Genomic DNA, 19,673 nt, shown 5'->3' with positions numbered 1-19,673 from the left:
TATGTACAATGCATCAAGGTTGGTGTCTATCCATTCACCAACATTTAAGAAGTATTATGAGAAGAAGCTATTAGAGGGTAAGCACTATAATGTAGTATTAAGTCATGTAGCGAAGAAATTAATAAGAGTAATATTCCATTTACTGCAAACTGGGGAATCATATAAAGAGGTTAATACGTAATAAAATTTAACAGGATAGAAGAAATAAGCTTGATGATAAATTTAAAAATTTGTAAATCATCAAGCTTATTTGTCAAGCACAAAATTATAACAAAGAAATATTAAAATTTTGTAGTAAAACTTGTTGACTTTATATAGTTAGCCTCAATGTCGTAACCATTAATGATGGAATTACTATTTGTTTTAACACTGATCTTGTTTATAATGAAAACCTTCTTCTCTTGGCTCGAGAATTTGCTATAAGATTGATCCTTTAACCGAAGTAACGGTGATATAATGATTTGGCCTGGGCGATATCATTGGTGCCATGAACAAGGACACGGCCATCCTGAAAAAGAACGAGCCGGTTTGAATTGACGGCAAACGATAACAGGAATGGATTTTGTTCGACCTTCCCCAAATGGGACAAGTGATCAGCCATTTTTTGCAGATCCGGCTTTTCAGTGAATTGCGGCCGAATCTGCACCGTATCCCTTCCGCATAATATAGCTGTTTTGGTCTGGTTTTCATCATTCAAAAAGGGATATGCTGGCGATGTACCACATGAAGAACAGTTGTCGTTTTTTAGTCTCTGAACATTGATGGAAGCTTGGCTGTTGGTCCAAAGATCAAATGATACGAGTTTATGCCGCAAAGCTTCTTGGTTTTCGGTTAATAGTTTCAATGCCTCCGCCGTTTGATGTGCTGTTACCAGCTGGACGATCGGACTGATGATGCCGGCTGTGTCACAGGTTAATCCGCCGATGGGGATTTGTTCCAGCAAGCAATGAAGACATGGTGATTCATTTGGCAGAATCGTGTAACTAATGCCATAGCTGCCGACGACAGCCCCGTATATCCAGGGTATGTTGTATTTTTGAGCTGCGTCATTCATCATCATGCGAATCTCAAAGTTGTCGGTAGCATCGAGCATTAAGTCAACATCTTCAATGAGTTGCTCTATCACTATGGGTGTTACATCGGTAACGTTCGATTCAATGATCACGTCATGGTTGATCGCTTCCAGTCTGTTTTTAGCTGCGATAGCCTTTGGAATCCGATTTTTGGCATCATCCTCGGTGTAAAGCTGCTGACGTTGGAGATTGCTCCATTCAACATAGTCTCGGTCTACGATAGTTATTTTGCCGACACCGGCACGGGTGAGCATCTCTGCAATACTGCTGCCGAGTGCTCCAGCACCGATGATTAAGACATGTTTCTGACGTAATTTGCGTTGCCCTTCGTTGCCGATGGGGGAAAATAAGATTTGTCTGGAATAACGTTTTTCCATTAGATACTGATCCCTTCTTCCGGACTGCTGGCTGTCGCATACCGCTTTTTAGGAATCCGTCCTGCGTTATAACCAAGTCTTCCTGCCTGAACAGCCAGTTTCATAGCCTCAGCCATTTTGACCGGATCCTCAGCCCCGGATATGGCGGTGTTTAATAAAATGGCATCCGCGCCGAGTTCCATCGCTGTTACGACATCTTTCGGAGAGCCAATTCCAGCATCAACAATCACAGGCACATTGGATTGTTCGATAATCAGGCTTAAATTAAGCGGATTGACGACGCCCTGTCCTGATCCGATCGGGGATGCACCAGGCATAATGGCATGTGCGCCCAATGTTTCCAATCTTTTAGCCAAAACAACATCGTCGGACGTGTATGGGAGGACAGTGAATCCTTCTTTGAGCAATTCTTCTGTTGCCTTCAGTGTTTCCACGGGATCCGGCAGTAGTGATTTCTTATCCCCGATCACTTCAATTTTAATCATGTCACAAAGACCGGATGCGTTTGCCAGTTTTGCCGTTCGTACAGCTTCTTTTGCGGTGAATGCGCCTGCTGTGTTCGGTAACAAGTCATAATTTTGCACATCAATTTTTTCTAATAGATTTGGCTGTGATGGTTCGAAAATGTCCATTCGGCGGACTGAGAAGGTTAGAATCTCTGTTTCCGACACATCTACGGCCTGTTTTTGTATATCCACATTCGGGTATTTTCCGGTTCCCAACAATAATCGGGATTGAAATAATTTGTTGCCAATCGTTAACAAATCAGCCACCTCCTACAAAATTTACCAATTCCAGTTTATCACCATCCGCCACTTCTCTTGTTAGATGGGTTTCCTTATCTAAAATTTCACCGTTATGTTCAACAATGACGACTGGCTGTTCGCTGAAAAAATAACGAATGACATCAGAAACTGTTTTTACTTGCTCCGGTAATTGGGCCATCGAACCATTAATGAAGAGATTCATAGATTAACCTCCTTCTGTGATAGTCGCTGAAGTCGAAAGGTATTATTGACAGGCTTTCCTTCGATATAGTCAGCCATCTGCAAACCGGTAATGGGCGCTAATAAAATGCCGTTTCGAAAATGTCCAGATGCGATCCACAACCCATTTATATCAGGATGTTCGCCCATATAAGGCAATCCATCTCCTGTTTGTGGACGGTGACCGGTCCATGCTTTTTCCCATTGGGCATTTTTGAGTTTTGGGACAAGGTGAATGGCATTGGTCATTAGTTCATGGACTCCGCCAAGTAAGACGGAATCATCAAAGCTATGGGCTTTTTGTGTGGCACCGATAATCAATCTCCGGCCGGACTTCGGTACAATATAGCATGACGATGAAAAAATACTGGATGTAATCAAGCGCTCATTATGATAAACGGAAAAACATTCGCCCTTTACCGGATAAAGATCCAATGAAAGATTAGTTTTCTCCAATAATCGGCTGCTCCACGCCCCACAAGCTGTGATAACTGTATCGGCTAAGAATGTACCGTTTTTTGTTGTTACTCCGGTCATGCGATTCTTTTCGAACAGAAACTGCTGTACATCGGTATATTCCAGGAAGTCTGCACCCAATTTGGCAGCAGACTGTGCCAATGCTTGGGTGAAAAGTTGTGCATTGACTTGCCCGTCGTTTGGCATATAAAGTGCGCCTGTCACTGAATTAGCAGAAAGGCTCGGTTCTTTTTCTTTTAGTTGCTCATGGGACAGCCAGGTTGCATTCTCGGCTGACTTCTGTTGACGTTCAGCGGCATATTTTAATTGATTTGTTTCTTCTTCTGTTCGAGCGACCCTTAGTATACCGCTTTGGATTAGCTCGATATCGATCCCGCTGAGTGATTTTAATTCCGTTGCTAATGCAGGAAACATGGCCCGGCTTTGACGTGCAAGTGATGAGAGCGGGCCGTTGTTTTCCATTTCATTTTGTGCGCCTAACATCCCTGCTGCTGCCCTTGATGCCTTGTGTCCGATTTCATCTTTTTCGATGACAAGAACATGATACTGTCGTTTGCTTAGCTGAAAGGCAATCGAACTGCCGATGACACCGCCGCCGATAATAATGACATCATACATTTTGTTTATCACCCTTTTTTAACGCTTTCGTGTAATCCATCACCTTTTCGAAAGGGTCGTGGGCCAGTAAAACACCGGATAATACGGCTATACCACTGGCTCCGGTTTTAATAATATCCGGTGTGTTCTCGGGCGTAATTCCGCCAATCGCCAGAACAGGTATGTTTACTAGTTGAACAACGTTTCTTAATTCCGCAAGTCCTTTAGGCTGTAAATCAGGTTTTGACCGGGTTGCAAAGACGTGACCAAAGATGACATAATCAGCACCTCGGTTGCAGGCATCAACGGCCTCTTGTACCGAGTGGACAGAGCGGCCAAGATGCAGATCGGGATAAGCATGACGAATCGTCGCTGCATCATTACTGTTATGTGTTAATTGGACGCCTTTCGTGTTCATGACGTGAGCTATAGCTGCTTGATGGTTGACAACAATTTTCTCCAGTGGAATCCCTTTGGAATGAAGCAGCAGGATTGTTTCGGTCATTTGCTTATCAGACCATAATTTTTCCCGAAGATGAATAGCGTCGATATGGTCGATGATTTGTTCAACAATTCCCGCTAATGTTTCCGGGGATTGCTGTCCGGTTGAGATGATATGAAGTGCTCCGATGTTTGTATCACGTTTTTGAACGCGGTCCATTGGCACACCTCCCTGAAGCTGTTTGACAATGTAAAAAACCACCTTCCTGATAAGAGGAAAGTGGTTTTGAACGATCATAGCTTATAGAATGATTTGATATCCGTTCGTTCACTTCCCTTCGCCGGCATCAACCGTATCAGGTTCAAAGGGTCCCAAAGTCCATCACTTTGATCTCAGCCTTTTTAAAAGGCACCCCTAGAGATTTTTAAATTGTTGGTTAAATTGTAACATCGATAAGGTCAATGTCAATAGTTCAATTTCTCTTTCGGTTTGGATATTTGAAAATTAATGTAACTGAGATAACGGTCGGCATATTTACGTTGGAAAGGTGCTGTTCTGAACGTGACGAATCGAGGGAACGCCCCTCTTTCCATGGTTATCGAGCCCTGTACTGATAGTTTATTCGAATTTGATAGGAAATAGAAAGGCAGTCTCCTGAAGGTATGTATCTAATTTTGGTTAGGAAGAGATTTTACTATAGAAGGTCCCTATTAAACACTGGAGAAATTATCCTTTACAACAAAATAAGGTATGTTAGGATGGGAAAAGAAAGCTGTATAAAATATTTTACACTAGGGGAGCTGTTGATGCGGCTGAGAAAAACAATGTTGTTTTGACCCTTGGAACCTGAACTGGATAATGCCAGCGTGGGGAAGTGTAGTCAGGATATATATTTATTTTTAACCGGACTGCATTCCCTTTGGGTGTGCAGTTTTTTCTTTAGGGCGAGGGTTAACTTGTTGTTACGATTGAATGTGTAAAAGTTATGGAGGTGAATTCATGCAAAAAGAATGGCTATTTTTGGATACCGGCCATCATGATGCAGCGGTAAATATGGCTTTGGATGAATGCATGATTAACTGGCTTAATGAAGGTAAGATCCAACCGACACTAAGATTATATGGATGGAAAAAGCCAAGTTTATCGATCGGCCATTTTCAAAAAGCTGGCAAGACGATTGACTTTAATGCTGTTGACAAACATGGCTGCCAATTTGTCCGCCGGCTGACTGGCGGGAGCGCTGTACTGCATGACAATGAGCTAACCTATAGTCTCGTTATATCAGAAAAAGACCCGGGTATTCCAAAATCAGTGAAAGATGCTTATTACGTTTTATCAAAGGGTGTTTTAGAAGGGTACCGGAATCTGGGCGTCGAGGCGGACTATGCACTTCCAGAAAAACGCGCCAGAAGAGAGCATTCAGCTATTTGTTTTGAGGAACCCGCTTATTATGAAATGGTTGTTGATGGAAAAAAACTGTCCGGAAATGCACAGACACGGAAAAATGGCGTGCTGATGCAACACGGATCTGTTCCAATGCGTATGGATACAGATATGTTATTTGATCTGTTTCGTTTCCCTTCTGAAAAAAGCAGGCAAAGAAAGCGGGAAGCATTTCATCATAAGGCGGTTACGATTGATGAACTAACGAATAAACAACATACGTATGAGATGATGACCGCAGCTTTCAAGAAAGGATTTGAAACAGGCTTAAACATAGCATTCAAGCCTCTCAAACTTTCTGAAAGTGATTGGGAAGAAGTTTTTTATCTGGCGGATACAAAATACGAATCAGAAGCTTTGAACTTTCATTCATCAAAGGAGCGTGTCACGAGTGGCCAAACAAACTAAGTACATACGTAAACCGGAGTGGTTAAAAACAAAGATCAACACAAATGAATCGTATCGAAAGCTTAAAAATCTCATGCGTGATAACCGTTTAAACACGGTTTGTGAGGAAGCAAGGTGCCCGAATATTTATGAATGCTGGAGTGAAAGAAAAACAGCTACATTTATGATTTTAGGGGACACATGTACACGAGGTTGCCGCTTTTGTGCAGTAAAAACAGGACTTCCTAATGAACTGGACTGGGGAGAACCAAAGCGGGTTGCCGATTCGGTTGACGTCATGGGGTTGAAACATGTGGTCGTAACAGCTGTAGCACGGGATGATTTGAATGATGGCGGTGCGGCAGTTTTTGCTGAAACTGTTCGCTCAATCCGTAAACAAAATCCTGGAAGCACGATTGAAATTCTTCCCTCTGATATGAAAGGCGATTACGAAAGCCTTCATACATTAATGAACAGTGAACCAGATATTTTTAATCATAATATTGAAACCGTTCGCCGACTGACAAAACGCGTTAGAGCAAAAGCGACCTATGACAGATCACTGCAGCTTTTAAAACGTGTTAAAGAAATTGCGCCGAATACACCTACGAAATCCAGCATCATGGTTGGTCTGGGTGAAACAAAGGAAGAAATTATTGAGGCAATGGACGATTTATTAGCTCATGATGTCAATATCATGACAATCGGACAATACTTGCAACCTACAAAGAAACATTTACGTGTGGAACGTTATTATCATCCTGATGAATTTCAGGAATTAAAGGAAATTGCGTTGGAAAAAGGATTTACACATTGTGAATCAGGTCCACTCGTAAGGTCTTCTTATCACGCAGATGAACAAGTGAACAGCACATCCGCACAACGCAGAATTCAATATATGAAAGGCTACGAAAATCAGGAAAATATAGAAGTGGAATTTAAATTTTAAATCTTAAAATAAACTCCCAGTCACTGTTTAATTTATTTATTCAGCATGTAACTGGCAGTTATTCTAGTCTGTTTTATATTTTGCACTTTGTGAATCGTTTTTCAATTTGGTGCCACTCTTTCTCTTCCATTTCTTTCAGTTTTAAGTTCCTCCATTTGGAGATCGGTTGGCAACATTTTGGTTTTCAACCCTTATCGGAAGAGGTGTTTTTTTATTTTATAAAAAGCTCTCAAACATAGTAAGAGTTTGAGAGCTTTTAAACGTTAGTAATTGCTGCATTTGCAAAGCAGGTTTATTAACGAGAGTAGAATTCAACAATAAGCGCTTCGTTAATTTCAGCCGGCAGTTCGGAACGTTCTGGGTAACGTGAATACGTTCCTTCTTTTTTATCCTCATCAAATGTCAGGTATTCCGGTACAAAGTTGTTAACTTCGATTGCTTCTTTGACGATGTCAAGGTTTTGTGATTTTTCACGCAATCCGATGACCTGACCAGGCATCACGCGATAGGATGGAATATCAACGCGTCCGCCATCGACTGTTACGTGACCATGGTTTACCAGCTGGCGTGCCTGACGACGTGTACGGGCCAGTCCAAGACGGTAAACGATGTTGTCCAGACGGGATTCAAGCAGAATCATGAAGTTCTCACCATGGACACCTTTCATTTTACTAGCTTGTGTAAACAGGTTGCGGAATTGACGTTCGTTCAACCCGTACATGAAGCGCAGTTTTTGTTTTTCCTGCAGCTGCAGACCATATTCAGACATTTTCTTGCGCTGGTTAGGTCCGTGTTGTCCTGGAGCGTAAGGACGTCTATCCAGTTCCTTACCGGTTCCGGTTAGTGAAATGCCGAGGCGGCGTGATTTTTTCCAGTCTGATCCGGTAAATCGTGCCATAGGACATTTCCTCCTTTATTAGTTTATTTGCATAAAATAAACGACCGTGTCCCTGATCATTGTCCATTTTATTTTCATGTACCATCGCTCCAGCAGCAGAGAGTTACACGATACACCTCCTGACAGGCAATTAAACCTTATTCGGAGGAACAAAATGGGGGCAATACCGGTTCACATAGGCTACCTTTTTATTTTACACAACCAACAGTATATAAGTTATCAAGCTGTAAGTCAACCATTTTCTGTGTTGAGGTGGAGATCGGTTATTCATTTTGCTGAAGTTGTCATAATTGGGGAAGTTCACACTTTATCAATCGTGGGTGAGTCCAGAATTGTATAAAAAGGTGAGGCTGGGACAAAAGGATATTAGCCAAAGATAAATTCGAACGATGATTCCACTATGATTGTTCGCAGTCGTTAACAACGATGAATAAGGATGTGACTGTTGAAAAAGTCAAATGCTGCACTTCCTCCCTGTAATCGTTCGTCTTTAGCGTGGAAAATTTTCATTGTGTCCAAGCCTCGCATCGATCATTATCGAACCAATCGTTCCAATTCTCTTGCGAATTTTTCCAGATAGATCTGGTCTGTTTCATCAAACCGGTTTTTAATTGGGCTGTCAATATCCAGTACGCCATAGATTCCGTTATCCACGGACATCGGTACGACGATTTCCGATTGGCTGGCACTGTCACAGGCAATATGTCCCGGAAATGCCATTACATCCTCAACCCGCTGTGTTTTACCTTCCTTAATAGCGGTTCCGCAGACACCTTTGCCATATGCAATCCGAATGCATGCAGGCAAACCCTGGAATGGTCCGAGCACCAGTTCATCGTTTTTCCATAAATAAAATCCGACCCAGTTCACGTCATCGAGAAATTGATTTAATAAAGCTGAAGCATTCGATAAAATGGCAATAGCATCTGTTTCATCCTCGGAAAGGGCTGTTAACTGTTTTAATAATCGTTCATAATCTTTCACCTTGTCATCGGAATAAGCAGTTGTCTGAAACATCATCATTCACTTCCTTCCATTTTATTAGATTTCGACAAAGGATTGAAATATTTGTCGAGCGAAAATTGAAGGGATTTTCCTCATTTCGTCGTAAAAGAAAAGTAAGGGGGTATGCGTTCCAATGAAAAAAAATCCGACGAAACAAAAAGTCATCAATGCTGCATCGTCATTGTTTTTTCAGAATGGTTTCCATGGTACTTCGGTCAGGGACATAGCCGATAAAGCTGCTGTTAATGTTTCTTTGATCAGCTATTATTTCAAAAGCAAACAAGGGCTCCTTGAGTACGCCGTTACGCAATATTATGAAGCATATATTGAGACGATCGAAACGTCCCTGCAGGAAAATGAAACCTTAACACCATTGAAACAGCTGAAAAAAATGATTGAGGCCATTATACAGTACAAACAACTTAACCATCAATTGTCATGTTTTATTCAACGAGAATTGTCACTGGATTCGGTTTTTGTCCGTGAAATGACGGTTACCTATCTGGCAAAAGAAAATTATTTGATCAGTAATGCCTTTGCTGCGATTTTTCCGGAACAGAGAAAGGAGCGTATGGATCATCAGTTTTTGCTGATGCAGTTAAAAGGAATGCTGATCACGCCATATCTCATGCAGCACGAATGGAAAAATCAGGTTGTTGGAGCGTTTTCACATCAGCAGTTTGTTAAAAATTATACAAAAACAATTGAGAATTGGCTGGATTATGTTGTGGAACAAAACAGTAAAAACAGCCGAATGAACTGATAAAATTGGATTATGCAGATGATTTTTGCAGATGTTTTGGAAAAATCTTGTCGAAACATCAATTTATTTGAATTTTTTTCGCCAAAAATGCCCATAACGTGGTATCATGAGTAATATACTATATGATTTGATCACAGCGGATTAATCGTATACATATTTTCGGGAAAATCCTCTTATATGGAAATGAAGTTAGGAGGCATTTTATGGCATACATAATAGGAACGATTTTAGTTATTATTGCATTAATTATCACGGGACTTATCATGCGGAAACGGGTTTATGATGTTGTGGATCGTCTGGAAGGCTGGAAAATGGAGATTATGAACCGCAACATTGCTTCAGAGCTCTCGCGTATTAAAAATTTGAACCTCTCCGGTGAGACACAGGAAAAATTTGAAGCGTGGAAAGAACGATGGGAGCACATCTTAACAAAAGAGCTGCCGGATATTGAGGAATATTTATTTGACGCGGAAGAAGCAGCAGACCGTTATCGTTTTCCTGGTGCCAGAAAAACGTTACGCAAAGTTGAACAGACGTTGCAATCAATTGAAACAAATATTGAGGAAATGCTGGAAGAACTGGATCTGCTAATGGAGTCAGAGGAATCAAGCCGTAAAGAAATCGAGCGGATTGAACCGGATTTGAAAGACCTGCGAAAAATACTCTCACAACAGCGTAATCAGTTTGGCAAGGCGGAATTACGATTTGATGTCGAACTTGATGAGTTGGAGGAAGAGCTACATCAATACTATGAGCTGGTGGATTCCGGTGATTACTCAGAGGCACGGAAGCTGGTTGAAGAATTGAAACAGAAATTGAGTGATTTGGCGACAGAAATGGACGAATTCCCATCCATATACCAAAAGTGCCAACATGATTTACCTGAACAGCTTGATGAACTGTTCAAGGGTTTAAAGGATATGAAAGAAGACGGATACCGGATTGAGCATCTCGGATTTGAAAAAGAGGTACATCACTATCAACGCCGACTAGTTGAATGTATGGAATCGCTGGAAAAAGGAGATACATCACAGGCAAGTGCCCTTATTCCTGAAATAGAAGATCGTTTGGTAGAAATGTATCAACTGCTGGAAAAAGAAGCCATTGCCAAAAATTATGTCGAAACGAAAATATCACCTTATCAGGATGCACTAAATACACTCGTGAATAAATTTGATGCGACAAAAGAAGATGTGGAGCAGCTGAAACAAAGCTACTATTTTGAGGATAGTGATATGGAAAAGTACCTCTCATTGGACAAATCCATCAGCCAGTTGCGCAAACAGCTTGAAGATATTACAAATTCGATCGAACAGGACAATACTGCCGCACATTCCGATTTGCGAAGTGATCTTGAATATGGATTTAAGGAACTGGATGTATTAGAGGAAAAGCATGAAGAATTTAAAAAGCGTATCCAAAACCTGCGAAAAGACGAAATGGAAGCGAAAGAGAAATTGACGGATATGAAAAATCAGCTGTATCAACTAAATCGCAGACTGAACAAAAGTAATATTCCGGGGATTCCGACATTTATTTGGAACAAGATGGATGAAGCGGCAAGTAAGAACAATCGGGTTATTGAGGCACTGGAAAAGCAGCCGCTTGACATGGCAGAGGTGCAGAATGCATTATTAGAAGCGAAAACGGCCGTTGATGATGTAACCGAACAGACAGAAACGATGCTCGATCAGGCTTACTTGACTGAGCAGGTGATCCAGTATGCCAATCGGTATCGCAGTCAGTATCCAACTCTTTCCAGCAAGCTGTCAGAAGCAGAACGATTATTTCGCTCTTATGAATATGAGCTGGCACTTGAACATGCGGCAAAAGCCGTTGAGGAAGTTGAACCAGGTGCCTTGAAACATATCGAATCCGTTCAGGAGGCCGCTAATTAGTATGGGGCCGCCCGGCTCAAAAGTGCTCATGATATTTCTCGGGTTAAGTGTCATAAGTGTTTGGTCGGCTGTCATATTTTTATTTTTTTCCAGTGCACACGTCCCCGTGACAGCAAAAACACATGGGAAAGCACAAATTGGGATAACCGAAAACAAGGATTTGGCATATGAAGAGGAAAATAGAGAATCAGAACCAGTTTATGCTATAAAAGATAAAAAGGCATATCATTCAAGAAAAATTTCCAATATCCATGAAACAGATGATTCAGGTAAAGTCTCAATTGATGTCCTGCTGGAGGAACTGGACTTGAATTGAACAACTTCTTAAATTCAGAAATAAATGATGTAAAGGCTGTCTTAATGGGAAGGATAAGCACGGAATCCTTTTACTGATGAGTCAGCCTTGATTTCTGTTATACTGTCATAGATATATTAAATAGGGAGTCATGAACATGATTTATTTGGATAACAGTGCGACAACAAAACCCGAGCCGTCAGTGCTGCAAAGTTTTTATCAGGCGTCTGAACGTTTTTTTGCCAATCCTTCAAGCATTCATCAGCTTGGCGGAGAGGCTGAAAAGCTGATGGCAAAAGCAAAGGAACAGGCATCCGAACTGCTGAATGTTCATCGTGATGAAATAGTATTTACCTCAGGCGGGACTGAGGGAAACAATCTCGCCATTAAAGGAATTGCACTTGAACATCAGGGACGCGGCAGGCATATCATTACGACAGCGGTCGAACACTCCTCCGTTGATGAGGCATTCAAAGGTCTTGAACAATTGGGATTCGACGTAACCTATATATCGGTGGATGAAAATGGGGTCATCTCTGCAGAAGAATTAAACGATGCCATCAGAGATGATACGATTTTAATCAGTATGATGCATGTGAATAATGAGCTCGGTTCGATACAGCCCGTTGAAGAAGTCGGGCAAATTGCCAAACAGTATCCGAAGTTATTTTTCCATGTCGATCATGTACAAGGAGTAGGCAAGGTACCGCTGGAGCTTACTGACAGTGGGATTGATTTATGTACGATTTCCGGACACAAAATTCACGGATTAAAAGGTACAGGTTTATTGTATGTCAAAAAGGGAACGGTCCTTTACCCCCTGTTCCATGGCGGCAACCAGGAACAGGCATTACGTTCAGGTACTGAAAATCTTGCCGGTTCAGTTTCTCTCGTTAAAGCGTTGCGGCTGATCAAAGAAAGGGAACATGCAGGAATCAAGCATATGTATATGCTGCAGCGGATTTTGCGGAAAAAGCTCTCCGAAATGGACGGTGTGGAAGTGAACACCCCTGAAGATGCGGCCCCACATATCATAAATATCTCAGTTCCGGGTTTAAAACCGGAAGTCATTATCCATACACTTGGTGAACGGGATATATATATATCAACCAAATCAGCTTGTTCATCCAAACAGACGGATGAAAGCAAAATTCTTACAGCATGCGGCCATGGTACGGACCGTTCGACCTCTGCGCTTCGTATCAGCCTTGCTTATGATACGACAGAGGAAGAAATCCATATATTTCTGGATGCACTGGCAGAAGCAATTGATCAACTAAAAGCAGTACTGGAGTAGATAGTTATGCAATACGATCATATATTAATTCGTTATGGCGAGATGGCTTTAAAAGGGAAAAATCGAAAACATTTCATTGTACAGCTGCAAAATAATCTGAAGCAGCAATTAAAAGCCTTTCCGAAAACGAAGGTAAAACGGACACAAGGGAGAATGTTTGTCTTATTAAACGGCCATGATCCGGAACCGGTTATGGAAAAATGCAGCAATGTGTTTGGAATTCAAAGCCTCAGCCTTGCGATAAAAATCCAAAATGATGAAGCTGACATTAAGGAAGCTGCCTTGTGGGCGCTGAAAAACAGTGTGAACGTCCATACATTCAAAGTTTCCGTGAAGCGGATTGATAAAACATTTCCGATACGCTCTCAGGATATGAATCAGGTTTTAGGGAGACATCTGTTATCAAATACAACCGGTTATACGGTGGATGTACATCAGCCTGACCTGGAATTGAATGTTGAAATCAGAACTGAAGCAACGTATATTACGTCCAATGTTGTTCCGGGACTTGGCGGGTTGCCGGTCGGTTCATCCGGTAAAACGCTGCTCATGCTGTCCGGTGGAATTGACAGCCCGGTTGCAGGCTTTATGGCCATGAAACGAGGCGTGGAAATAGAAGCAATCCACTTTCACTCTCCGCCGTTCACGAGTGAGCGCGCGAAGCAAAAGGTATTGGATTTGGCGGAAAAACTGACCCGCTATGGCAATAAAATTCGTGTTCATATCGTTCCATTCACAAAATTGCAGCAGCATATTTTTCGTGAAATGCCGGAAAATTATGCGATGACCATTATGCGCCGAATGATGCTGCGGATAAGTGAGCAGGTATGCAAGCAGGAATCGATTTTATCCATGACGACTGGGGAAAGTCTTGGTCAGGTAGCAAGCCAGACAATGGAAAGCATGAATACGATCAATGAAGTGACCAATTATCCGGTTCTCCGCCCGTTAGTGGCGATGGACAAAGATGATATTATCAGGATTTCCAGAAATATTGACACGTATGACATCTCTATTCGTCCATTTGAGGATTGCTGTACGATCTTTGTGCCAAAATCGCCAAAAACAAGGCCTTCGCGGGAAAAGGTGAATGAATTCGAGCTACAGACTGATTTTACTGGTCTGATTGAAGAGGCTGTCAATGGTATTGAAGTGATCACATTGAGCGGTAAACCTGATGCAGATACCGAATTCGATGATCTATTATAACAGACGAGATTGTCAACAACTACCAGTTTTAAAACGTCTCTCTGGTACACAACATAAAGGTACCAAGGAGGTGATTGGATATGCCAAGCAACAACAGTTCAAACCAACTGGTAGTACCTGGTGCAGAACAAGCTTTAAACCAAATGAAGACTGAAATTGCACAGGAGTTTGGTGTACAACTTGGTGCAGATACTACTTCTCGCGCTAACGGATCCGTTGGCGGAGAAATCACAAAACGACTTGTGAACACCGCTGAGCAGCAATTTGGCGGTAACTTCCCACAGTAACAATCAAATGATCATGATGGCTGGGGCTATCCTGCCTTGAGGGTAGCCCCGTTTCATTGCTTGTATGTGGAAAAACCCTTGCCGGCTACAGTTGGCAAGGGTACTTTTCATTTTATAAAAGGAAGCTTCCTAAAAGTTTTTGAAATAAGACAGAGAAGTATGCTATAAGCTATGAGCAGCCTGAATACACGCTGACGCTTCGCAAATGCGCACGCATTTTTTCATGCGATGTAGCGTACGGGTGAAACAACAAACAATCCTTACGAAAAGAATCTTATAGAAATGTCCGTTTTACTCTATCCCAATAGGAATTATGTTTAAGCTTGACTGTTTTAATGACTTTATCGCTCAAATTAACTGTCACGTTTTGAATATTCCGGATCGAATATGCCTCATTATCCATCCCGATAATTGGATAATCATTTCCGTCCTGAACCATTTTTAAAGTGAGCTGCCGATCTTTGTTTAAGATGAAAGACGAACCTAGCGTCCTATATCGGTTGTTATTAAGTGAAGCTACTTCAGACACCTGGAAACATGGAATTTTCGGATCAACGACAGCCCCCTGTGTCGATTTATTGTATCCTGTACTTCCGGTAGGTGTTGCAACGATCAAACCATCACCGCGGAATGTTTCAAAATACATATCATCGATGTGTACGTCAATAACAATTGATTTGATGATAGTTGATCGGATGCTGACTTCATTAAGACAGTGAAATGCTGATTGGCCATTCACCTGTACATCAATAACCGGAAAGCGTCGTACTTCCATTTCTTCGTGCAGCATCGTGTGCAGCATGTCGTCAAAGTTGTCTATATTAAAATCGCAATACAGCCCTGATTCATTTGAACGGGTAATACCTGTATATAAACAGTCCTGGCGAAACCCGGTTTGCCGGACAGCCTGCAGAAACGTACCATCACCGCCGATGCTTACAATGACATTCGCATGGCTCGGATCGTCCACAATGTTGAAGTTATTTTCCCTTACCAGATTAAATAAAGGTTTCAGCTTTTCGTCAAGTTTATCATCTGTTGTGTAAAAAAAGTATATGTTATTTCGTTCCGGCATGATATTCACCTCTTATTTAAGCAGTTATCCCTATTCTAAGTTTATCACTTCTTTGTGATATATCCCAATCATGCGTAAAAAAGGAAATTTGTAGCAGGATAAAAAAGAGGGGTGAGATGATGATTGTTGTTATTCTGGTATTGTTCATTATTATTTGTATTGTTCTATTATATTCTCGGATCAAAGTAGTTTGTTCCGTTATACTGACTCATGAAGAGCAGACCCTTTATTTGGCTGTTTATTTTTACCGGATTCGGCTGCTGGAAAGGTCGATTGATCTATCGGAAGCAGAAAAAGATCAGGAACAGGCATTTCAAGAGATATTATCACTGTTTCATAAGACAGCTCAGAATGTCTTGCAGAGGATAAAGGATCTTCATGAAATTGCAGTAGCCGTTTTGGATCGTCTTCGCTTTCACAACATTTCCTGGAAAACAGAAGTCGGTACCGGAAAAGCTCATACTACTGGTATGGTCACTGGTGGGATTTGGTCTGTAAAAGGAGTGGTGATCGGTTTATTATCTGCTAAAAGTCATTTTTATTGTAAACCATCGACTGCAGTTACTCCTCTTTTTAATCAAAAGCAAATCCATTCGGCATTTGATTGCATGATATCTATAAGAGTGGGGCAAGCTATCTATGCATTCCTAAAAATAATACGGAAACTTCCTGCGAAGCGAGAAGCGATCATCTAAGAAGGAGGATAACCATGGATGAACATCCTATACAAGGCTTAATGACAACTGCAATGGAAAACTTGAAGGACATGACGGAGGTTAATACGATCATTGGTGACCCGGTGGAATCGCCGGACGGGAGCGTGATTATTCCAGTGTCGAAACTGGGATTCGGATTTGCTGCGGGCGGGAGTGAATTCAATGGCAACAGTGGCAGCTCAGGAGAATCCGGCGGGAGTGATTCGTTACCTTTTGGCGGCGGCAGTGGCGGTGGTGTATCGGTTACCCCAGTTGCCTTTTTGATTGTCAATCCAAAAGGAATAAAAATGATTCACCTTGATGAAAGTACACATATATACGAAAAGATGATGGATTATGCTCCCAAAGCGGTGGAGAAGATCCAGCAATTGCTCAAAGAATCGGGATTGCCGGATATGATGAAACAGCAGTCAGGCAGGAGCGAGAGTAAGGAAGGTCAAGGTAATCAGCAGCGAGAAAAGAAACGGCGGCAGGATCAACATCGCGAGCAGGAATCACAAAAGTTTGACGATGATTTTGATCAAAGTTACGATATTTAATTCGCAACATGTTCATAACGAGGTGGACGTTTTGCGGAAGTGTGCAGCGGGTCAAACTTAACTGTTGAATCATTGGACATCAATGGTCAATCCATTCATAATAAAATATAAAGTAAATGAATATAGGAGGAATGGTTCAAATGGCAAATGTTACATTCAACCAGGACCCGGTCACGCTCGTGGGGAATGAGGTTTCGGTCGGTGACAAGGCTCCGAATTTTACGGTTTTGTCCAATGATCTGCAGGAAGTCACGCTGGAAGATTATAAAGGAAAAGTGAAATTAATTGCTGCTGTACCTTCCGTTGATACAGGTGTCTGTGCTGAAGAGACGAGACGGTTTAACGAAGAAGCTGATAAGCTGGATAATGTACAAGTTTTAACCATCAGTATGGACTTGCCTTTTGCTCAAAAACGCTGGTGTGCTGCAAACGGAATTAAAAATCTTGATACACTATCTGACCACCGAGGCGCGGACTTCGGTGAAAAATATGGTGCCTTGATCAAGGAACTGCGCTTGCTGGCAAGATCTGTTTTTGTTATCGATTCTAATGACAGGATCGCATATGTGGAATATGTCAGTGAAGTTACCAATCATCCCGACTATGATAAGGCTTTGGAAGAAGCACAAAAAGCAGAATAACTCCCCCCGAAGCTCTCCTGCAGTGGATACCTGCAGGAGAGCTTTTCATTTTAGGAACCATTGATCATTTGGTACAATAGATACGCCTTGTGACACAATGGATCGGAGGATTTGCACATGGAAAAATCAAACGTGGAAGTATTGTTTGGACAAATTGATAATCTGACGGAAACTGTCCAACAATATATGAATGAAACGTATTTGGACAGTCTGATCATCGCACTGGAAACTTGTTTTTACGGGAGTCCGCCCGAGGATGCAGATGAGCGATTGATACAGAAATTGGATAATATTCCGGACCCGGCATCATATGAAATTGTGGACATTCGAAAGGCTGTTCAGCTGGCTATCTTAAAGGGAATGAAGGGGGCCACACAGCAGCAGCATTTGATGACACCTGAAACAGTTGCATTGTTTGTTAGCTATTTAGCCGGAAAAATAACAAATGGCCAAGAGAAAATCCGGGCTTTTGATCCGGTAGCTGGTACGGGAAACCTGTTAATAACCGTTACAGAGCAGCTGGACAAACTGCATCATGTTTCTGCGGGCGAAGTTGACCCGACACTCATTAAGCTGGCCGTCTTAAATGCCAACCTGCAAAAACAGGAAATCGAGTTTTTCCATCAGGACAGTTTACGTCCATTTCTGATGGATCCGGTTGATCTGGTTGTCAGTGATTTGCCGGTTGGCTATTACCCAGACGATATTCGTGCTAATGATTATGAACTTAAAGCGGATGAAGGTCATTCATATGCCCACCATTTGTTTATTGAACAAAGCATGAATTATACAAAACCCGGCGGCTATATGATCTTTGTCATACCTGAGTTTCTTTTCGACAGTGATCAATCCGATAAACTGCATGCCTATCTTCAGGAGCAGGCTCATATTATAGGTGTTTTGCAGTTGCCGGAAACAGCATTCAAATCAGACAAAAATCGAAAAAGCATTCTGATGCTGCAAAAGAAAGGACCGAACACAACCGCTCTAAAACAGCCATTGTTAGTTCAAGTGCCTTCGTTTAAAAATACAGAAGCCATAAATGATATCTTAGCGCAGATCAATCAATGGTTTGCTGCGAATATGGACCAATAGCAGCATGAAGGGAGTTAAAGAATATGTCCAATATCTTGGCAATTAATGCCGGCAGTTCGTCATTAAAATTCCAGCTAATTCGGATGCCTGACGAAACCGTTCTGGCAAAAGGTCTCGTCGAACGGATTGGTTTATCCGATTCTGTTTTTACGATTGAAGTAAATGATAAAAATAAAATGGTGATGGATATACCGGATCATGAAGTAGCCGTCAAGCACCTTCTGGAGAAACTTACATCTTCCGGGGTTATTCAGTCCATGGAAGAAATCAATGCAGTTGGACACCGTGTCGTTCATGGTGGTGAAAAATTCAGTGATTCTATGCTGATCACAGATGAGGTCATCCGGACGATTGAAGAAGTTTCTGAACTGGCGCCGCTTCACAATCCGGCAAATTTGACCGGCATCCATGCATTCAGGGAAATTTTACCCGATGTTCCAATGGTTGCGGTATTTGATACGGCCTTTCACCAGACGATGCCAGAGAAATCCTATTTATACAGTCTACCGTATGAATATTATGAATATTATGGTATTCGCAAGTATGGTTTTCACGGCACTTCTCATAAATATGTGTCACAGCGTGCAGCAGAAATGCTTGGACTGCCGCTTAATCAGCTGCGCCTGATTTCCTGTCATTTAGGCAATGGTGCCAGTATTGCAGCGATTGAGGAGGGAAGATCAATTGATACATCAATGGGCTTCACACCTTTAGCTGGTGTAACAATGGGAACAAGATCCGGCAATATTGACCCGGCACTTATTCCATTTATCATGGAAAAGACCGGGAAAGAAGCAGATGAAGTCGTCAATGTTTTAAATAAAAAAAGCGGGATGCTCGCTTTGTCCGGCTTTTCCAGTGACTTACGCGATATTGAACAGACAGCTGATAAAAATGAACGTGCGGAACTGGCACTGGAAGTTTTTGCAGCGCGCATTCATAAATATCTGGGATCATATGCTGCGAGAATGTCGGGAGTTGATGCGATCATATTTACAGCAGGTGTTGGTGAGAATAGTGATGTGATTCGGGAAAAGGTACTGACCGGACTTGAATTTATGGGCGTTTATTGGGATCCTTCCCGGAATAAAGTCCGTGGGCAAGAAACATTTATCAACTACCCGCACTCCCCGGTCAAAGTAATGGTCATCCCGACGAATGAGGAAGTTGTGATTGCTCGGGATACGGTAAGGCTTACATCACAAGGCTGAGGGGGAGACTGAT

At 42.0% G+C, this 19,673-nt stretch carries 21 protein-coding genes and 2 riboswitches; of the genes, 13 read left to right on the top strand and 8 right to left on the bottom strand.

Annotated features, from left to right (window positions below; genetic code table 11):
* Positions 1–433: 433 nt before the first annotated feature.
* From BM195_RS13665 to BM195_RS13645, 5 genes are read right to left on the bottom strand one after another with little or no spacing between them, the layout of a single operon-like run.
* Positions 434–1,450 carry a thiazole biosynthesis adenylyltransferase ThiF gene (locus tag BM195_RS13665; protein WP_090239404.1) on the bottom strand — a complete coding sequence of 339 codons (1,017 nt, stop codon included), beginning with the start codon at positions 1,448–1,450 and terminating at the stop codon, positions 434–436.
* Positions 1,450–2,214: a thiazole synthase gene (locus tag BM195_RS13660; protein WP_090239401.1), complete on the bottom strand. Its 765-nt coding sequence runs from the start codon at positions 2,212–2,214 to the stop codon at positions 1,450–1,452. The genes BM195_RS13665 and BM195_RS13660 overlap by 1 nt, the downstream gene beginning before the upstream one ends.
* A gap of 1 nt (position 2,215) precedes the next feature.
* On the bottom strand, positions 2,216–2,419 hold the full coding sequence (thiS, locus tag BM195_RS13655; RefSeq protein WP_090239397.1) for a sulfur carrier protein ThiS: 204 nt from the start codon (positions 2,417–2,419) through the stop codon (positions 2,216–2,218).
* Entirely contained in the window at positions 2,416–3,531 is a 1,116-nt protein-coding gene (gene thiO / locus BM195_RS13650; RefSeq protein WP_090239392.1) for a glycine oxidase ThiO, read from the bottom strand. Before thiO ends, thiS begins: the two co-directional genes overlap by 4 nt.
* A complete protein-coding gene (locus BM195_RS13645; protein ID WP_139224007.1) occupies positions 3,524–4,249 on the bottom strand; it encodes a thiamine phosphate synthase in 726 nt (241 codons plus the stop codon). Before BM195_RS13645 ends, thiO begins: the two co-directional genes overlap by 8 nt.
* Before the next feature lie 18 nt (positions 4,250–4,267).
* A riboswitch (TPP riboswitch) is annotated at positions 4,268–4,378 on the bottom strand.
* A 357-nt stretch (positions 4,379–4,735) separates the two neighbouring features.
* Positions 4,736–4,842: riboswitch (TPP riboswitch) on the top strand.
* Positions 4,843–4,951: 109 nt separating this feature from the next.
* Between BM195_RS13645 and BM195_RS13640 the strand changes: the two genes are divergently transcribed.
* Entirely contained in the window at positions 4,952–5,803 is an 852-nt protein-coding gene (locus tag BM195_RS13640) for a lipoate--protein ligase family protein (RefSeq protein WP_090239383.1), read from the top strand.
* Positions 5,787–6,731, top strand: a complete 945-nt coding sequence (gene lipA, locus BM195_RS13635) for a lipoyl synthase (RefSeq protein WP_090239379.1) — start codon at positions 5,787–5,789, stop codon at positions 6,729–6,731. The genes BM195_RS13640 and lipA overlap by 17 nt, the downstream gene beginning before the upstream one ends.
* Before the next feature lie 295 nt (positions 6,732–7,026).
* Here the strand turns inward: lipA and rpsD are convergent, their stop codons facing one another.
* A complete protein-coding gene (gene rpsD, locus BM195_RS13630) occupies positions 7,027–7,629 on the bottom strand; it encodes a 30S ribosomal protein S4 (protein ID WP_090239376.1) in 603 nt (200 codons plus the stop codon).
* A gap of 534 nt (positions 7,630–8,163) precedes the next feature.
* Positions 8,164–8,646 (bottom strand): GAF domain-containing protein, encoded by a 483-nt coding sequence (locus tag BM195_RS13620; protein ID WP_090239439.1) that lies wholly within the window; start codon positions 8,644–8,646, stop codon positions 8,164–8,166.
* Positions 8,647–8,767: 121 nt separating this feature from the next.
* Here BM195_RS13620 and refZ point away from each other — a divergent pair, with 121 nt between their 5' ends.
* The 6 genes from refZ to BM195_RS13590 all read left to right on the top strand — a co-directional run bounded on the left by refZ (position 8,768) and on the right by BM195_RS13590 (position 14,383).
* A complete protein-coding gene (gene refZ / locus BM195_RS13615; RefSeq protein ID WP_090239370.1) occupies positions 8,768–9,397 on the top strand; it encodes a forespore capture DNA-binding protein RefZ in 630 nt (209 codons plus the stop codon).
* A gap of 203 nt (positions 9,398–9,600) precedes the next feature.
* Entirely contained in the window at positions 9,601–11,295 is a 1,695-nt protein-coding gene (ezrA, locus tag BM195_RS13610) for a septation ring formation regulator EzrA (protein ID WP_090239367.1), read from the top strand.
* Between the two features lies 1 nt (position 11,296).
* Complete coding sequence (locus tag BM195_RS13605; RefSeq protein ID WP_090239364.1) at positions 11,297–11,611, top strand: hypothetical protein; 315 nt, start codon at positions 11,297–11,299, stop codon at positions 11,609–11,611.
* 136 nt (positions 11,612–11,747) lie between these two features.
* Positions 11,748–12,887 (top strand): cysteine desulfurase family protein, encoded by a 1,140-nt coding sequence (locus BM195_RS13600; protein ID WP_090239360.1) that lies wholly within the window; start codon positions 11,748–11,750, stop codon positions 12,885–12,887.
* 6 nt (positions 12,888–12,893) lie between these two features.
* On the top strand, positions 12,894–14,096 hold the full coding sequence (thiI, locus tag BM195_RS13595; RefSeq protein WP_090239357.1) for a tRNA uracil 4-sulfurtransferase ThiI: 1,203 nt from the start codon (positions 12,894–12,896) through the stop codon (positions 14,094–14,096).
* 80 nt (positions 14,097–14,176) lie between these two features.
* Positions 14,177–14,383, top strand: a complete 207-nt coding sequence (locus BM195_RS13590; protein ID WP_090239347.1) for an alpha/beta-type small acid-soluble spore protein — start codon at positions 14,177–14,179, stop codon at positions 14,381–14,383.
* 274 nt (positions 14,384–14,657) lie between these two features.
* Here BM195_RS13590 and BM195_RS13585 read toward each other — a convergent pair whose 3' ends face one another.
* Positions 14,658–15,458 (bottom strand): NAD kinase, encoded by an 801-nt coding sequence (locus BM195_RS13585; RefSeq protein WP_090239343.1) that lies wholly within the window; start codon positions 15,456–15,458, stop codon positions 14,658–14,660.
* A 119-nt stretch (positions 15,459–15,577) separates the two neighbouring features.
* Here BM195_RS13585 and BM195_RS13580 point away from each other — a divergent pair, with 119 nt between their 5' ends.
* The 5 genes from BM195_RS13580 to BM195_RS13560 all read left to right on the top strand — a co-directional run bounded on the left by BM195_RS13580 (position 15,578) and on the right by BM195_RS13560 (position 19,660).
* A complete protein-coding gene (locus BM195_RS13580) occupies positions 15,578–16,153 on the top strand; it encodes a DUF2953 domain-containing protein (protein ID WP_170848263.1) in 576 nt (191 codons plus the stop codon).
* A gap of 14 nt (positions 16,154–16,167) precedes the next feature.
* Positions 16,168–16,713 (top strand): GerW family sporulation protein, encoded by a 546-nt coding sequence (gene ytfJ, locus BM195_RS13575; RefSeq protein ID WP_090239335.1) that lies wholly within the window; start codon positions 16,168–16,170, stop codon positions 16,711–16,713.
* 140 nt (positions 16,714–16,853) lie between these two features.
* Entirely contained in the window at positions 16,854–17,354 is a 501-nt protein-coding gene (tpx, locus tag BM195_RS13570) for a thiol peroxidase (RefSeq protein WP_090239331.1), read from the top strand.
* 117 nt (positions 17,355–17,471) lie between these two features.
* Positions 17,472–18,449, top strand: coding sequence for a class I SAM-dependent methyltransferase (locus tag BM195_RS13565; RefSeq protein WP_090239328.1), 978 nt, complete (start codon positions 17,472–17,474; stop codon positions 18,447–18,449).
* 23 nt (positions 18,450–18,472) lie between these two features.
* Entirely contained in the window at positions 18,473–19,660 is a 1,188-nt protein-coding gene (locus BM195_RS13560) for an acetate kinase (protein ID WP_090239326.1), read from the top strand.
* The last annotated feature ends 13 nt before the right edge of the window (positions 19,661–19,673 follow it).

It is taken from the genome of Lentibacillus halodurans (genome assembly GCF_900112045.1).
Lineage (GTDB): Bacteria > Bacillota > Bacilli > Bacillales > Amphibacillaceae > Lentibacillus > Lentibacillus halodurans.
The sequence above is the reverse complement of the archived record's forward strand: the minus strand, read 5'-3'. Positions and strand labels throughout refer to the sequence as shown.